This is a genomic window from Sporolactobacillus putidus (assembly GCF_014647035.1).
GTDB lineage: Bacteria > Bacillota > Bacilli > Bacillales > Sporolactobacillaceae > Sporolactobacillus > Sporolactobacillus putidus.
Genome location: NZ_BMOK01000011.1, coordinates 60,741 through 77,301 on the forward strand (window position 1 = coordinate 60,741; position 16,561 = coordinate 77,301).

Annotated in this window: 15 protein-coding genes and 1 pseudogene; 6 read left to right on the forward strand and 10 right to left on the reverse strand. The window is 50.7% G+C overall.

Annotated features, from left to right (window positions below):
- Window positions 1–13: 13 nt before the first annotated feature.
- Window positions 14–922, reverse strand: a complete 909-nt coding sequence (locus IEX81_RS12210; protein WP_188803813.1) for a peptidase U32 family protein — start codon at window positions 920–922, stop codon at window positions 14–16.
- Between the two features lie 189 nt (window positions 923–1,111).
- Here IEX81_RS12210 and IEX81_RS12215 point away from each other — a divergent pair, with 189 nt between their 5' ends.
- On the forward strand, window positions 1,112–1,972 hold the full coding sequence (locus tag IEX81_RS12215) for an NAD(P)-dependent oxidoreductase (protein ID WP_188803717.1): 861 nt from the start codon (window positions 1,112–1,114) through the stop codon (window positions 1,970–1,972).
- Between the two features lie 172 nt (window positions 1,973–2,144).
- Window positions 2,145–2,255 (forward strand): annotated as a pseudogene (locus IEX81_RS12220) (YwiC-like family protein); the annotation flags it as partial.
- Window positions 2,256–2,444: 189 nt separating this feature from the next.
- Here IEX81_RS12220 and IEX81_RS12225 read toward each other — a convergent pair.
- Both IEX81_RS12225 and manA read right to left on the reverse strand, forming a co-directional pair.
- A complete protein-coding gene (locus IEX81_RS12225) occupies window positions 2,445–2,855 on the reverse strand; it encodes a carbohydrate kinase family protein (protein WP_188803719.1) in 411 nt (136 codons plus the stop codon).
- A gap of 78 nt (window positions 2,856–2,933) precedes the next feature.
- Window positions 2,934–3,890: a mannose-6-phosphate isomerase, class I gene (manA, locus tag IEX81_RS12230; RefSeq protein ID WP_188803721.1), complete on the reverse strand. Its 957-nt coding sequence runs from the start codon at window positions 3,888–3,890 to the stop codon at window positions 2,934–2,936.
- 277 nt (window positions 3,891–4,167) lie between these two features.
- On the opposite strand from manA, the gene IEX81_RS12235 reads away from it, so the two are divergent.
- The 4 genes from IEX81_RS12235 (at window position 4,168) to IEX81_RS12250 (ending at window position 7,761) form a co-directional block, all read left to right on the forward strand.
- Window positions 4,168–5,208, forward strand: a complete 1,041-nt coding sequence (locus tag IEX81_RS12235) for a Rieske 2Fe-2S domain-containing protein (protein ID WP_188803723.1) — start codon at window positions 4,168–4,170, stop codon at window positions 5,206–5,208.
- 169 nt (window positions 5,209–5,377) lie between these two features.
- The gene (locus tag IEX81_RS12240) at window positions 5,378–5,638 is read left to right on the forward strand and encodes a ferredoxin (protein ID WP_229727604.1); all 261 of its coding nucleotides are present in this window, start codon (window positions 5,378–5,380) and stop codon (window positions 5,636–5,638) included.
- Between the two features lie 67 nt (window positions 5,639–5,705).
- Window positions 5,706–5,981: a hypothetical protein gene (locus IEX81_RS12245; RefSeq protein ID WP_188803727.1), complete on the forward strand. Its 276-nt coding sequence runs from the start codon at window positions 5,706–5,708 to the stop codon at window positions 5,979–5,981.
- Window positions 5,982–6,423: 442 nt separating this feature from the next.
- Complete coding sequence (locus IEX81_RS12250) at window positions 6,424–7,761, forward strand: nucleobase:cation symporter-2 family protein (protein ID WP_188803729.1); 1,338 nt, start codon at window positions 6,424–6,426, stop codon at window positions 7,759–7,761.
- Between the two features lie 159 nt (window positions 7,762–7,920).
- Here the strand turns inward: IEX81_RS12250 and IEX81_RS12255 are convergent, their stop codons facing one another.
- The 7 genes from IEX81_RS12255 to allC form a co-directional block, all read right to left on the reverse strand.
- The gene (locus IEX81_RS12255) at window positions 7,921–8,214 is read right to left on the reverse strand and encodes a DUF2992 family protein (RefSeq protein WP_188803731.1); all 294 of its coding nucleotides are present in this window, start codon (window positions 8,212–8,214) and stop codon (window positions 7,921–7,923) included.
- A gap of 387 nt (window positions 8,215–8,601) precedes the next feature.
- On the reverse strand, window positions 8,602–8,943 hold the full coding sequence (gene uraH / locus IEX81_RS12260; protein WP_188803733.1) for a hydroxyisourate hydrolase: 342 nt from the start codon (window positions 8,941–8,943) through the stop codon (window positions 8,602–8,604).
- 28 nt (window positions 8,944–8,971) lie between these two features.
- Window positions 8,972–9,490 carry a 2-oxo-4-hydroxy-4-carboxy-5-ureidoimidazoline decarboxylase gene (gene uraD / locus IEX81_RS12265; RefSeq protein WP_229727601.1) on the reverse strand — a complete coding sequence of 173 codons (519 nt, stop codon included), beginning with the start codon at window positions 9,488–9,490 and terminating at the stop codon, window positions 8,972–8,974.
- A gap of 508 nt (window positions 9,491–9,998) precedes the next feature.
- Complete coding sequence (locus IEX81_RS12270; RefSeq protein WP_188803737.1) at window positions 9,999–11,471, reverse strand: NCS1 family nucleobase:cation symporter-1; 1,473 nt, start codon at window positions 11,469–11,471, stop codon at window positions 9,999–10,001.
- Between the two features lie 448 nt (window positions 11,472–11,919).
- Window positions 11,920–13,278, reverse strand: coding sequence for an allantoinase (locus IEX81_RS12275; RefSeq protein WP_188803739.1), 1,359 nt, complete (start codon window positions 13,276–13,278; stop codon window positions 11,920–11,922).
- Window positions 13,279–13,769: 491 nt separating this feature from the next.
- A complete protein-coding gene (locus IEX81_RS12280; RefSeq protein WP_188803741.1) occupies window positions 13,770–15,020 on the reverse strand; it encodes a pyridoxal-phosphate-dependent aminotransferase family protein in 1,251 nt (416 codons plus the stop codon).
- A 34-nt stretch (window positions 15,021–15,054) separates the two neighbouring features.
- A complete protein-coding gene (gene allC / locus IEX81_RS12285) occupies window positions 15,055–16,311 on the reverse strand; it encodes an allantoate deiminase (RefSeq protein ID WP_188803743.1) in 1,257 nt (418 codons plus the stop codon).
- Window positions 16,312–16,561: the final 250 nt, after the last annotated feature.

A 16,561-nucleotide genomic window follows, 5' to 3' on the forward strand; every position in this document is an offset into this window, starting at 1 on the left:
GTTTGCCAATATTTTATTTAACATCATCAGGGTTCTTCAGATAAAATCCGGTGCCGAGCGGCCGCGTCTCCGGCTGAAGCGCCTTAAGCCGATTGACGAATCCGGCCGCAACAAAATGGCCCGACTCAAGCGCCTTTTTCGCCTCGACAAACAGTGCCGCAATTTTTACGAAAGCTTCGCCATGAAGGAGGACACCGTCAAGTTTCCACGTGTGCAGGCCGCTGTCGTACAGATCCTGAAGGCATGGCATCAGCGAGAGATCCTCTGTTGAAAAAATGTGTGTGCCGTCCTCGTCCTCATAAATCGGATACTGGCTGTTCGGATTCTTCGGATCGCGCAAGTAAAGGCCGCGATCCTTGTCCGCCCGTTCAGTGAGCCCTGAATATCTGTAGTAGTTTGTCAGGAGCGGGCGCCCGGACTGGTGGATGCAGGTCGGCCCATAGACCAGGACTTCAACAGGTTTCTCCAGTTTGCTTTGCATTTTCTTGAGCTCGGTCAGAGTCAGTTCGCGCGCGGCAACTGCACCGATTGCGCCGCGGTCCAGCCAGAAGGCGATCTGCTCAGCTGAAGTGACCAGAGTGCCCGCGTCATAAATATACAGGAGCGGCAAGCCGAGCTCTTCAAGAATAAAAATGGCGCCCGGATCGCCGGCCGTGATCGCGTCCACCGGTATTTCCGCCAGCCGGGACAGATACTGCGGCAACTGATCAACCTGTTCGTTGTGCATCAGGCTGTTGCAGGCCACGGTAATTTTCTTCCCGCGCGCGTGGGCCATCCCAGCGATGCGCTCGATTTCATCCGGACTAAGCGGCCGCGGCAGGCGGAGCCCAAAGGGGTGCCCGCCGACGTACAGTGTGTCGACACCGGCATCCAAAAGGGCTCCGGCCTGTTCCGGCGACTCGGCCGTTGCAATGATATTGATCACGTAATAACCTCCGTATGTTCCTCATTTCATCCTATAATTATAGCATGCCGCATCGCAAATTGAAGACTTTCCCACTGGAAACAAGTCAGAAGCAATTTTTTTAGATTGATCGGTACTTTGTGCTATGCTTGGCGAGGAAATAAAATTCCCCGACTGAATAGATATTTTTGAAAAGAGGAGAATCAGATGATTGGATTTATTGGTATCGGAATCATGGGCAGCCGGATGGCGGGCCGCCTTCTAGCCGCCGGAAAGACGCTTGTCGTCAATAACCGAACGAAAGAAAAGGCGGATCCGCTGATTGAAAAGGGGGCAAAGTGGGCTGCCTCGCCCCGTTCCGTCGGTGAACAGGCAGACATCGTTTTTACCATGCTCGCGAGTCCCAGGGCCGTCGACGCCGTCGCTTATGGCGAAGAGGGGCTGCTGAACGGTCTGAAGTCGGGCAGCCTGTGGATCGACAGCAGCACGATCAACCCGGCTCATTCCATCAAACTCGCAAAAGACGCTGCTGAAAAAGGCGTGCGTTTTCTCGATGCGCCGGTTGCCGGATCGGCCGCTCCCGCCGAAAAAGGTGAATTAATCTTCTTTGTCGGCGGTTCGGAACAGGATGTCGAAAAAGCTCGACCGCTGTTCGATATCATGGGCAAAGATGTTCAGCATAAAGGTCCGAACGGCCAGGGCGCGGCAATGAAACTCGTCAACAACCTGATGCTCGGCCAGACGGTCGCCGCCTTCTCGGAAGCCGTCGCGTTCGGTGAAAGCCTCGGACTTGATAAAGAGGCGCTCATTCAATCCCTTCTTGGAGGACCGACCGCTGCTCCGATTCTCCATTTCAAGCAGCACAAAATTCTTGATGAAGACTTCGAAAAGGCGGATTTCAAAGTAACCAGCATTTATAAAGATATGGAGCTCGCCGCTGAAGAGGCCTATGCCCATGACTTCGCGCTGCCGATTTCAAGTACGGTCAAGTCGCTTTATGGCCTTCTTAAACAAAAGGGCATGGGCGAGTACGATTTCGCTTCCCTCTATAAGTTTCTGAAGAAATGACTTAAGGAAAAAAGAGCCCCTGGAACGCCGCGAATCGCCGCAGAGATCGGGGGTTTTCTGTGACTGATCTGGAAGAGCTGCAAGATCGTTTCTTCATTTAAAATATTCGCTTTATAAAAAAAGAGAGAATGATCGTCAATGAAAACTTTGTATGCCATAGCAGCATGGCGCCTGGACTATGCTTTTTGTACCTTACCGGCTCGGCGCTGCCGCTGCCGGTTTTTCCCTGATCCATCCTCTGATGTTTGCCGCGTGGTTTCTTCTTTATCTTTCAACTTACTGAAAGTAGATGGGAAAGAAAAGAAAGCAGCTTTTTAACGGAAAGTCGCTCAAAATATTGACGGTCGGAATGATCGAGAGTGTTAATGCCCTTTTCTTTTTCTGTGTCATGCTTTTTGTCATCTAACGCGTTATACAGAAAAACAGCCGACTCCTTTATCACATGGGAATCGGCTGTTTGCGCGCATTCTATTTAATTGATGCCAGTCCTTTTCCTGACGCCCGGGCGCCTTTTTTTGGCTCTCGGCAGAGGACGGCCGATCAGTCCGGCCGTCCTCCTGATTTTTTCCGGCAGGGCCATCATCGGCACGGGATCGAGTACGACTTTGATGTGATATTTTTTCGCCAGTTCTGCCGCGTGGACGATGACGCCAACTTCCACATTCAGCAGCAGTAACATCATGTCGCAGCGGGCGATCAGCTTTTCCGCGGCGTCAATGTCTTCTATCTCCACCTTCCCGTTTGTACCGTGTACATGTACAATCCGGATGCCCTGTTCCGTCAGCAGGCTGACCGCCAGGACATTGGCGGGGACGGAATCCGGTTCGGAAAGAAGAACATTGCCGGCAGTCCCCGCCAGGGCTCCGGCCCACACGTCAGGCATAACGAAATCCGGAGGCCTCTTTAGGCTGCCGATAACCGTGATTGTCGCTTTCTTTTTTCGCGTTTTTCCTCTCATCGCTTAAACAGGATTCGAGACGATGAGATCGAGTGTTCCATCGAGTGATACTTCTTCAACGGACGAAGGAACAAGGAGGTGATCACCTTTTTTCAGCGGATAGGGTTCTCCGTCGATCAGGAGCGAACCTTTCCCGTCCAGCACGCTCATCAGGAGAAACGGCCAGTTTTTCTTGATCGGGTCGGCGTGACCGCGAATTTCCCAGTGGGACACGGTAAAATATTTTTCCCGCAGCAGTTCCGTAAATTTGGCCGTGGCTTCCTGGCGCACGCGGTAAGTCAGCTCCGGATCGACATGCGGACAGTTGGCGACTTCAATCGACTGCTCAATATGCAGATCACGGGGTTTTCCGTCCTTACCCGGCCGGTCGTAGTCATAGACACGGTACGTGGTGTCCGAACTTTGCTGAGTCTCAAGAATCAGGCAGCCGCCGCAGATCGCGTGAATCGTTCCACTTGGGACATAGAAAAAATCGCCCGGTTTAACCTTCACACGGCGCAGCAGGCTGTTCCATTTTTTTTCAGTTACGGCTTTTCTGAACGCCTCGCGCGATGGGGCCGTGTGACCGTATACAATTTCCGACCCTTCATCACAGTCGATGATATACCAGCACTCCGTCTTGCCGAACGGGACATGCTCCTTTGCCTGGGCATAGGCGTCGTCCGGATGAACCTGTACGGACAGGTCGTCCCTCGCGTCAAGAATCTTCGTCAACAGCGGAAAATCGTCTCCTTCATAGTTGCCGAAAAGTTCTCGATGCGAAGTCCATGCCTCGGCCAGCGTTTTTCCTGCCAAGGCACCATTTTTGATCACTGCAGGGCCGTTCGGATGTGCCGATATGCCCCAGCACTCCCCGGTTGTCTCGCTTGGAATTTCATATCCGAACAAATCCCGCAGTCGGGTGCCGCCCCAGATTTTTTCATGGAGCGCCGGCTGCAAAAAAAGCGGTTTTTTATCCATAACGTTCCCTTCTCCCGTTGTCTCTCAAAAATTTCCTTCTCCATTATAACATGTTTCTACGAAAACATATGATCGCACTTGTTTCAATAAAAAGGATCGTGTTATCGTTTTCAAAAATGTTCATTTTTTTGTCAAATCTTACAATGAATTTTTTGTCCACTAGCTTTATCTACAAAAACGTCCCATATTAGTCAGAATATCTGACATACCATTTTAGTTTTATTCTGATTTGTTATAAGCTTTATAACAATCAAACCATTCAGGAGGGGATCACGTTATGGCTCTGACACACACAAGGAGGAATACGCCCTATCCGACCGATTGTACATTTACAAAAAATGATTGGCCAATACTGGCACAGCATTGGTACCCTGTGGCCAGAAGCGAAGAAGTGGCCGACAAACCGCTTGCCGTCAAATTATTGGACGTGGAACTCGTCGTTTACCGTGCAGGCGGAAAAGCTGTCGTCGCGCGCGATCTTTGTATTCACAGGGGGACACCGCTGAGCATGGGCTGGGTTGAAGACGATAAAATAGTCTGCCCGTATCACGGATTCAGTTATGCCGCAGACGGACAATGCGTTTCCATTCCGGCCCATCCGGAAGCGAAAATCTCACCGCGCCTCTGCCTGACCGTCTATCCGTCGGTCGAACGGTACGGCCTTGTCTGGACAACACTGGCAGGTGAGGAAGAAAAAATTCCGCCGCTGGACGTCTGGGGGAACGATGACTATATCTCTTTCCTCGCGCCGACTATCGACATCAACGGTTCGGCCGGACGGCAGGTTGAAGGCTTTCTGGACGTGGCGCACTTCGCTTGGGTGCATACGGAGACATTCGCCGACCGGAATAACGCTTTCGTGCCGAGCTACAAAGTCTCCCGCACCGACGACGGGATTCACACGGATTACCTGAGCACCGTCAGCAATTATCCGAAAGGTATGCACGACCCGTCGCCCGCCGATTTTAAGTGGCTGCGCGAATATGATGTCTATCCTCCGCTTTCCGCACGGCTCATCGTTCATTTTCCGGAAGGCAAGCTGCTTTGGATACTAAACGCCGCGAGCCCGATATCCGCCAGAAAAACGCGGCTGTTCTGCCCGATCGCCCAGAACTTTGATAAAAATCTTTCCATAGAAGGTGCCTGCGCGTTCAACCTTAGAATTTTCAATGAAGACCGGGAAATGGTCGAGAATCAGAAACCCGAAGAGCTGCCGTTGGATCTGCAGGCCGAGGCGCACATCATGGCGGACAAAACATCGATTGCTTACCGTAAACTGCTGAAGGAGATGGGGCTCGGCAGACAGTACACTGCTTAATCTTCGAAAAAATGTGTTAAAATTTGTCAGCTTGCGGATGAAAAAAGTCATTGACTCCTTTTTAAGTCAGATTCGTTCTGATCGCGCCATCCATCAGAAGCAGGCTGTCCGGAATTCATGATACTATGTTAGACTGATTTCATTAAAGATTCTTAGCGAGGGGGTGAGCCTGATGAAATATGTGATCGTTGACAAAGACACATGCATCGCATGCGGCGCCTGCGGTTGCGCCGCCCCGGACATTTTCGGCTATGATGAGGACGGGACTTCTCATGTCATGCTTGACGGAAATCAGGGGACGGCGGAGATACCGGAAGACAGCCTGGACGATGTGATCGACGCTTTTGAAGGCTGTCCGACCGAATCGATTAAAATGAGCGGCACGCCGTTCAACGGCAATCCGCTTAAGGATGAGTCAGAAGCCAGTTAAATCACAATTATGAAATCGGCTTTATCGATTCAGCGCAGGCAAGACCAGGTGCCGCGATGGATCCGGATTGAATTTATTAGCTGTCAATCGGAGTTTATCGGTCGTCGGCTCTGGTTTATCAGTCGTTCGGCTTGATTTATCGGTCGTCGGCTTGAGTTTATCAGTCGTAACGCTCGATTTATCGGTCGTCAGCTCGAATTTATCGGTCGTTATGCTCGATTTATCGGTCGTCGGCTTGAGTTTATCGGTCGTAACGCTCGATTTATCGGTCATCAATCGGAGTTTATCGGTCGTCAGCACGATGGAGCGGTTTTCAATGCTGTTTATCGGTCGTTCTTCTTGATTTATCGGTCGTCGGCTCTGTTTTATCAGTCGTCAGCACGATGGAGCGGTTTTCAATGCTGTTTATCGGTCGTTCTTCTTGATTTATCGGTCGTCGGCTTGAGTTTATCAGTCGTTATGCTCGATTTATCGGTCATCAATCGGAGTTTATCGGTCGTCAGCACGACGGAGCGGTTTTCAATGCTGTTTATCGGTCGTTCTTCTTGATTTATCGGTCGTCAGTTCGAATTTATCGGTCGTTGACTCGACGGAGCGGTTTTCAATGCTGTTTATCGGTCGTTCTTTTTGATTTATCGGTCGTCGGCTCTGGTTTATCAGTCATCGTGAGTTATCGTCTGCAGGCGCTCGCCGCTTTCCGCAGCGAAGACTAGTCTCAAATCATAATCCGTTAGATTGACCGCTCTCTTTGCGGTCTCTAAATAAATTGCATGGGAGTGTATAATATGGAAACCACGCAAAAGCCAGGAAAAATTTTGTCTCTGGGTATCCAGCACATGCTCGCGATGTATGGCGGAGCCGTCATCGTTCCGCTGATTGTCGGCGGGGCGGTCGGTTTAAAGGGAGCCCAGCTTGGTCTTCTCGTCTCAATTGACCTTGCGGCGTGCGGCATCGCTACGCTGCTTCAAGCGTGGAAGAACCGCTTTTTCGGTATCGGCTTGCCGATCGTGATGGGCTGTACGTTCACCGCGGTCTCGCCGATGATCATCATCGGCAAATCGTACGGGATGCCGGGAATTTGCGGTGCCGTTCTCGTCGCCGGGATCGTTGTTCTTATTCTCTCTACTTTCTTTGGTAAAATCGTTCAGCTTTTCCCTCCGGTCGTTGTCGGTACCGTCGTGATGATTATCGGCATCACGCTGATTCCCGTCGCCATCAACAATCTGGGCGGCGGTGTCGGAGCGAAAGGGTTCGGGAGTGCGCAAAATCTGGCGCTCGGCTTCGGTGTTCTCGCCCTGATTATTGTCATGAATCGCTGGTTCAAGGGCTTTATGCGTACGATCTCGATTCTTCTCAGCATCATCATCGGAACGATCGCCGCTGCTCTTATGGGCATGGTCGATTTTTCGCCGGTCGGAGCTGCCGGATGGTTCAGCCTTGTTAAACCGTTCAGTTTCGGACTGCCGACCTTTCACATTGACGCGATTATTGCCCTGTCGATTGTCGGCATCGTCAGCATGATTGAAACGACGGGCGTCTACCTCGCGCTCAGTGAAATCTGCGGAGAACCGATCGACGAGAAAAGAATGGGGCACGGATACAGGGCTGAGGGACTGGCCATTCTCGTCGGCGGTCTTTTTAACGCGTTTCCTTACACGACCTTCTCCCAGAATGTCGGTCTCGTTCAGATGACAAGAGTCAAGACCCGCAAAGTGGCCATTGTCTGCGGCATCGCGCTTGTTGTCCTCGGACTCATTCCAAAAATCGGCGTTCTGACTACGCTCATCCCAAATGCCGTCATCGGCGGAGCGACATTGGCTATGTTCGGCATGGTGATCGCTTCCGGAGTCCGAATGCTCGGTAAAGTCGACTTTTCACGTCAGGAAAATCTGCTGATTGTTGCCTGTTCTGTCGGCGTCGGGCTCGGAGTCACCGTACAGCCCGATCTGTTCGCCAAATTCCCGAGCCTAATTCAGATTCTGACCAACAACGGTATCGTTTCCGGCAGTCTTACCGCTCTTATTCTTAATGTCATTTTCAATGTCGGTCAGCATTCCAGTGAAGAAAAAAGTACAGACCTTGCCAAGCAGGTTGTCGCCGAGACAAGTGCGGCAGAATCCTGATTTTATCGAATAGAGACGCCCAGGCTTCTCTGTCGCTTCCGATTGAGTTCAGGGCAGTTCGAAAAAAGAATAGCATTTATAACAATAGAGACAGCCCTATGTATCGAGGCTGTCCCTGTTGTTTTTCAATTCCGCATCCAATCTGTCGCTCCCGATGGATCACCGTCCGCGATGTTTCTGTTTTGATTTTTCTTTTCTTATCTGATACTGCCTGTCTTTATACGCTGATATTCTTTCTTTTTTCCGTTTCCTTTTCGCCTGTTTGCGGGCTTCAAAAGCTTTTCTTAATACTTCCTGAGCTTTTGTTCCGATTCCCGCCTGTTTTTCTTCCTTGGCGATCATACGCTGCAGCCTCTTCGGATTGATCCGTTTGATTTCCGGCGGTTCAGCCTTCGTTTCAGAGATGCTGCGTTCGATCAGGCGCGGCAGTTTCTTTAAAACAAAGTGCCCCATGAATCTCTTTACTCTCATTTAATTATGGACATACACGGGCTGCCGCATGAAGCTAGTCAAACGGTCATCAATACTCAGTCGATCATCTCCCATCACATGGAACGCGTTGTTGAAGAATTAAAACAAAGTCATAAAGTTAAAGACGTACCGATTCATATGATTTTTAATATGTGGATAGGTCTTGTCCATTATTATTTAATGAATCGACAGCTTTTTTCACCAGATCAGTCAGTCATCGCTCAACATCGTGATGAACTGATAACCAGCTTTTTACAACTTCTTTATAAAGGAGAGTAACCGCTATGACAAACATGGAATTTTTTGTGAAGGAAGCACCAGAGGTAGTCCTTACTGCGATTCTGACCCACGTCTTTGAAGTATTACCGTTCAGCTTCCGCGATAGACTTGATAACCTCCCGGAGAAACAAGCAGCGGTACATGATAGTTTTCCCGGACATCGTTGATGACAAAACGGACGACGACGATATCAAGAAAAGAAACCCGCGGAACGTTCTGGCGCCGGAAATACTCGCCAATATGAAAATGCAGCTCATATGTGCCCGTATTCAGCGTCTCGAGCAGCGGCTCATCCAGACGGCCATCTTTATTCGTTGATCCGTTTCGCAAAAATTTTACCGAATCACCGGACTGTTCATAAATATCAATCTCGACATCCGCCGCCGGCCGGCCCTGTGCCAAATCAAGAACGTGCGTCGTTAGCTGACCCATAAGCGCATCCGCCTTTCCCTATTTTCTGTCAAGAGTTCGGTTTCATTTCCTCATCATTCAGCAGATCGTCCAGTCTGAAGCGGGCAATTTTATAAATTTCTTCCAGCGCTTTTTCAAATTCCTGTGCCCTGGTATTCCCGAGCCGTTCTTTCAACGCGGCGTAGATTTCCTGCTTCGATCGGCCGCGAACAGCCATGATAAAAGGAAAATTAAAGGTATGCTCATATTCAGCATTTAAATTTGCTAATGATACCGCTTCTTTATCATCCAGCTTGCGCAGACCCGCCTGCTTCTGTTCGCTATTCGAGAACGTGGTCAGTTTTTCTTTCGCTCCGAGGCGCGGATGTGCCTGGATCAGTGCCTCCCGCTTCTCGTGCGACGCTTTTTTGACAATGTCCACCAGCGCTTCAAAGAGGTCATCCACCGATGAAAAAGGTCTCTTTTTCGCTGCTTCCTGCGCGATCCATGGAGAATGTTCAAAAATACCGCCCAGCCGCCCAGCAAACGTTTCCGTATCCGTATGATTTAAATAGTCAAGATTTTGCATACGTTTCATCTCCCGGTTTTATTCGACTTGAGCCGATCGAACACTAAAATTGCCGATAGGAGGGCTGTTCACGCCGGTTGAACCCCGTATCCGGCCGCTAGAAGACCTAACTCCGCCGGTAAAACTCCGATTCCGGCCGGTAGGGGGCCTTTTTCCGCCGGTAAAATTCCGAGTCCCGCCGCTAGAAGACCTAACTCCGCCGGTAAAACTCCGATTCCGGCCGGTAGGAGGCCTTTTTCCGCCGGTAGAACTCCAAATCCGGCCGATAGAAAGCCCTTTTCCGCCGGTGGAACTCCAAATCCGGCCGATAGAAAGCCTTTTTCCGCTGGTAAAATTCCGAGTCCCGCCGATAGAAGGCTGAATTCCGCCAGTAAAACTGCGAATCAAGCAGATTAAAACCCTTAACAGACTGATTATAACTTAGTTTCAGACGGCCGGCTTCAGAAAAGTATTGATCTAAGGGAAACAGTCCGGCAAAGTCTCAGCCGGACTGTTTCCTAAATCCTTTTTATTGAATCGATGAAGCTTCCGGCTCAGAGTTTAATGAAGCCTGTTCGATGCGCATCAGCACGCCGTATACAATGCCGGTCACAACAACTCCGATCGGCCATGAGAAAGCCGAAACCGCGGAGAATGCAGGAACAAGGGCCAGAGGAACGGTGACGATGATACCGACGATAAAGGCCGCGAACGCTTTAACGTGATAGCCTTTCTGATACCAATAGGCGTGCTCCTTCCCTTCCCTGTACAGAGCCTGAACATCAATTTTTCCGTGCTTAATCAGATAGAAATCAACGGCGATAATGGCGAAAATCGGTCCGAGGAACGCGCCAAGCCCTCCGAGAAAATAATTGACGGCGACCGGGCTGCTATAGATTTTCCACGGCATCACCAGGACGGCGAGAATCGACGTAATCATTGCTCCGCGCCGGAAATCAATGTGCTTCGGCGCGGCGTTGGCAAAATCGTAGGCCGGAGAAACGAGGTTGGCCACGATATTGACACCCATTGTCGCGATGATGAAGACGATGGCTCCGACAATGAGGAAGAACGGATTGTTCACCTTTTGAATAAGCATTACCGGGTCGGTGATCGCTTTGCCGAAGACAGTGATTGTTCCGGCAGTGATGACCACGCTGGCCAGAGAGAAAGCTGTAAAGTTGACCGGAAGCCCCCAGAAATTTCCGCGTTTTGTTGTCTTCGTCGAAGGGGAGAATCGTGTAAAGTCGCTGACATTCAGAATGATGGTCGAGAAATAGGCGACGACAAGAGAAATGGCGCTGAAAAATTGTACAACGGCCTGGCCCGTGGAAACATGCACCGGACTGATGCCGATATTGATTTTTCCGCCCGCTTTAACGGCGATCCAGACGATCATAATCAGCATCATGGCGTAAACAGCCGGGCCGCAGAAGTTATCAAACTTGCGAATGAATTCCATGCCGTAACGGAAGACAAAGAACTGCAGGAGCCACAGGAACAGAAATCCGATCCAGCCCGGCAGCGACAGTCCGAGAAAAGTCTGACCCATCATGCCTTTCATTCCCGGGAAGATCAGGAGCAGAATGGCGACCACGGCGACCGATGAGAGATAGGTCTGGATACCGTACCAGAATACGGCAATGAAGCCGCGGATCAGCGCCGGCACATTGCCTCCGAAAACGCCGAAGGAGATACGGGACAGAACAGGGTATGGAACACCAAGTTTCGTTCCGGCCGCTCCGGTGAGGTTTGCCAAATAAAGAACGGCAAATGCGCCGATCACCTCTGCGATCAGAACCTGCCATCCGGTCAGTCCAAGAAAAAACAGGCCCGCGGCAAACGTGTACGTGCCGATACTGTGCACGTCGGACATCCACATCGACAACAGACTATAGGCATTCCAGTGACGTTCCTTAGCCGGCGCCAGATCCTCATTATAGAGACGATCGCTTTTTTCTGTAATAGTTCCTGTAAAAATATCATTTTTCAAGGTATTCATGGAATGGCCCCTTTCATTATTCAAAATTTTTTGATATTAAAATGAAATTTTTTCCAATGGCTGCATATTTTTGCCGGTTTCAAAAAAAATGACGGAATCCAGATACTGTGCCACTTTTGAACAAGATGTCGCCGATCCTCCTTCTTTCTGAAATCGTCCAAAATTACGCCAAATATATAACAACGTATGTTATTAATGATTACAATTACAATATTAATGGGATGAACAGTCTTTGTCATTATTCAAAACAAACAAAAACACGAATTGCTTTTCAATATTTTAACTAATTTTTTCGACAAATTGTGATTAACCGCACGGCCTAATTGTAAGGAAATATAACAAAACCCATCCCAAATGTGTGATAGGGATGGGTTTTGTTCATTTTTTGAAATACTTTCTGCAAAAATGTGCCGCAAACCGATTTTCATGTAGATGTTTGCCAAATATTCTATTTTGATATTGCGGGGCGGAGCCAGTGCCCTCTGGCCGCAGTGTTGATTTTATCTTCCGCCGAATAGACGACTGTCCCACGGTTGATCGTCATCCAGATACTCGATGGAAAAGCGTGCCCGACGTAAAGGCTGAATTTGTTTTTCTGGAAAAGGCGGTTGGCTGTCACTTTTTCCGGAGTCTGAAGATCAACAAGAGCCAGATCGGCGTCCGCGCCTACTTTTATTTCGCCTTTATCCGGGGCAAGCCCGAAACGTTTGGCCGGGTTCCCGGCCGTCCAGTCCGCAATCTTTGTCAGAGGTATGTCGCGGGCAAGGGCCAGTTCGATGACGGAAAGCAGCGAAAACTGACCGCCGCTGATGCCGCCCCACGCTTTAAACAGATTCTCTTTTTCTTTATCCTTCCATTCGCACGGCGAATGATCAGAGGAGACCATATCGATTTCACCGCCGATCAGGTTATCCACGAGACCCTGGCGTTCCTCTTCCGATCGCAGGGGCGGTGCGCATTTCCCGACAACCCCGAGACGGCGAAAATCATCGTGGCTGTAGAGAAGATAGTGGGGACACGTTTCCAGGGTCACATCCTGCCCCTTCTTCTTTGCATTTTGGATGAGCTCCACCGCCTCGACCGTGCTGATATGGACAAAGTGAAGCTGACAGCCGGTCAGTTCGGCAAACATCAGCGCCCGTGAGACAGCCTCCGTTTCGGCGATAACCGGCCGCGATTCCGCGTAGTCATCGAAACCGGTCAGGCCGCGTGCCTCTTTTTCCGCCTGCAGGAATGTGACAATCGGGGCGCTTTCCGAGTGAAGCGCCAGAATGCCGCCGATAGAAGCGATCCTCCGCATGCCCGCGAGCAGAGCGCGGTCGTCGACCGACTCGAAATACGGATTACCGGACGGCGATAAGAAAGCCTTGAAACCGATGGCTCCAGACGCCGCCATGCCCTCAAGCTCCGGCACATTGTCCGGTACGAGACCGCCCCAAAGGCCAAAATCGATATGCGATTTCGCTTCGCCGACTTGCACTTTTTCTTCAAAAGCTCGTTTATTTACCGTCGAAGGAATGCCGTTCAGCGGCATATCGAAAAATGTCGTACAGCCGCCCGCCGCCAGCATCGACGATCCTGTTTCAAAGCCTTCCCAATTTTCACGCCCCGGCTCATCAAAATGCACGTGGATGTCGATCATGCCCGGAAAAATGGTTTTACCCTCAGCATCAATGATTTGACCGGCGTCTTCCGGCAACGTTTCGGCCAGCGCCGCAATTTTTCCATCAGCGACACCAATATCCATCAACCTGACGCCTGTCGGCAAAACGACCCGGCCTTTCTTAATCAGCAAATCAAAAGACATGGCCTTCGCTTCCTTTTTAATTGTATAATGATCCATCGAGTCATCTTTACCCTTGCAGCGACATCCGCGCGTCCTCTGATGACTCCCGACTCCATACCCGGAATAACAATCGCTCATTCCGTAAAAAAATAGATACGAGAACTTTTTCACTGAATACAGCTAAACTTTTTTCGGATAAATCCTGCTTTTCACACTTATTGATTTCTTGGCCTTTACTGTTGATATTGGAGCGGTTACTGTTGATTTCTAATGATTTACTGCTGATTCTCTTAACTTTACTGATGATTCAAGAACACTTACTGTTGATTTCGGCACTGCTCACGTTATTTCCAAACCATTACCGGCAATTTCTGCACTGCTCGTGTCATTTCCGGACTGTAACCGGCAATTTCCCGGTAGTTCCAAGGTCACGACTCTTGTTCGCAGTAAATTTTTTCCACTTTCTACCCCATCGCTAATACTCACCGCCGCAGCCGAAAACTTTTGCTGTTTTACTCGCCTGCTTTTTCGTATACATCAATAGCCGCCTGCAGCCCTTCGCCGCGGTTAACCTGTGCGCCGCAGCGGATCAGCGAGGCTTCAAGGCCGGCCAGCACGGCAAGAACGTTGTCCTGGCGGCAGCCGTAGCCCATCGTGCCGATCCGCCAGATCTTTCCCTGGAGCGAGCCGAACGAGCCGGCGATCTCGATACCGAAATGACTGAGCAGCACGCTGCGCACTTCGTCACCATTGACCCCTATAGGCACTTTCACACAGGTGACCGTCGGCATTTTGCATGTCGGATCGCCGAACAGGTCCAACCCCATGGCTTCAATACCGGCCATTAACGCGGCCTCATTCAGTCGGTGGCGGGCAAAACGATTCTCGAGCCCCTCATCCAGAACAAGCCGCAAGCCTTCATGAAGCGCGTATTCCATTGATGTTGCTTCGGTATGGTGGTTGAGGCGGCGTTCGCTCCAGTAATCCTGAAGCTGGCCGAGGTCAAAGTAGTTGCTGCGGATCGGCATCCGACCTTCAGCTGATTTACGGTCTGCATCGGTGGCAATACCTCGTTCGACTTTCTTCCGTTTCAGAATTTCTTTTTCCACCCGTTCGTTGTAGGTGATCGGCACAATGCCGGGCGGAACGGACAGGCATTTCTGCGCGCCGCCGATTACGGCGTCCAGGCACCATTCGTCCGCCTTAACCGCTGTTCCACAGAATGTCGCCACGGAGTCGACGACAAGCAGGACTCCAAGCTCGCGGCAGGCGCGCCCTATTTCGGCGAGCGGCTGCATCCGTCCGGTCGACGTTTCTCCGTGAACAAGAGCGACGACTTTCGGGCGGACTTTTTTAATCTCGGCAATGACCTCTTCAGGATCAAAAACCGTTCCCCACGGGCATTCCATCGTGTGAATATCAGCCCCGTAGCGCTCGCCGATTTCCACAAAAAGGTCGCCGAAACGGCCATAGATCGGCACGAGCATTTTATCTCCCGGTTCAATCAGGCCGGCAATCAGCGCCTCAATGCCGGCACGCGAAGTGCCGTCGATCGGGTACGACCAATGATTCTTTGTCTGGAAAGCTTCCCGCAGCATCTCCATCACTTCGTTCATGATCTGCGTAAACGCGGGGTCGAACTGGCCAAGAATCGGCATGGACATTGCCCTCAGTACGCGGGGGTCCACTTCAACCGGTCCGGGTGTCATGATGGTGCGCGGCGGCACTTTCAATGCTCTTGAACTTACTGTACTTTGCGTCATTGTTTTCACTCTTCTCTTTTTTGTGTTCGCGGTCTCAAAACTGTTCCTCTTCATATGCCAGACGATAGAGTATCTTCATGAGCATCTGAACACCGGTTTCAAGATCCTCAGGCTTTGTGTATTCACTCGGCGAGTGGCTGATCCCTTGATGGCTCGGAACAAACATCAGAGCAGTCGGGCAAAATGCGCCGAATATCTGTGAATCATGTCCCGCTCCACTCACCATTTTTTTATAGGAAATGCCGAATTTTTCGGCCAGCTGCATATTCAGTTCCGTCAATCGGGGATTCATTTGAACCGGTGAAACATCCATCCACTGATCAATCGAAAGCGCTACCTGTTCTTTCTCCGCAATGTCCCCGAACTCAGAAAAAATTTTCTGGCAAAACTGATCGAGCAAGTCTTCCTCATGATGACGGACGTCCAGCGAAAACCGGCATTGGCCGGAAATTACGTTTGCCACATTCGGATCGGCCTCGATATGGCCGACGGTTGCGACCAGTCCGTTACGCTGCTGCTTCGCGCTCCCGATCACCTGAGCGATCATTTGCGACGCGGCGTAAACGGCGTCCCTGCGCCGGTCCATCGGTGTCGTGCCGGCATGGTTGCTCTCGCCGGACAAGCGGATCGTGAACCGGCGCTGTCCAACGATATAGCTGACAGCCGCCCACGACAAGCCTTCCCTTTCCAGAGTCTGCCCTTGCTCAATGTGCGTTTCAAGAAAGCAGAAAACGTCATTGCGCGGAGGCGGCGGATAGATTCCTTTCCCGAATCCGGCCTGATGCATCGCCTCCGCCAGGGAGATTCCCGAAGCATCGGCCGGCCCTTCCGCATCACTCAGCCTATATTTTCCAGCGATACTTCCCGATCCCCAGAAAGACAAAGGAAAGCGGCTGCCCTCTTCTTCACAGAGGGAAACCACCTCAAGCGTCCGTTTCGGCGGGCCGTACTGACGGAACAGACGGCTTGCAGCAATCATGGCCGAAACGACGCCGAATGCGCCGTCGTATTTTCCGCCGTCAATAACAGTATCAATATGCGAGCCTGAAAGGATGACTTGATCGCGTTGCTCCGTTCCTTCGAGACGTCCGAAAAGATTGCCGACATCATCGAAGCGGGCGGCAAAACCCATCTCCGCCATTTTCTTTTCGAGGGCACGCTGGGCTTTCTCCCAGGCCTCGCTATAGAGCAGCCGGGTGACTCCCCCATTATCCGTTTGTCCAAATGAAGCGAGCCACACGATTAGATCCTGTATGTCTTCTTTTATTGTCGTTGATGTTCGAAAAACCATCTGCCGGGCCCTCTTCCACTGTTAGATAATCTAACACTTATTGGTATGAACAGTTTCATTTTAGCAAATCGCTGTTTGAAGACCATCAGCAAATATTCTAATTTTTCTTATTAGTGTTAGTTATAATAGCCAATCCCTTTTTCTCATTCGATTCAAGGGGATCTGCGGGAGAAAAACGGCTGCTGCTCCTTTTTCCTACTATTTAGGTTCTGAGGCAGATGAGTTGATCAGCCGGCTCTAAACGCGCCTC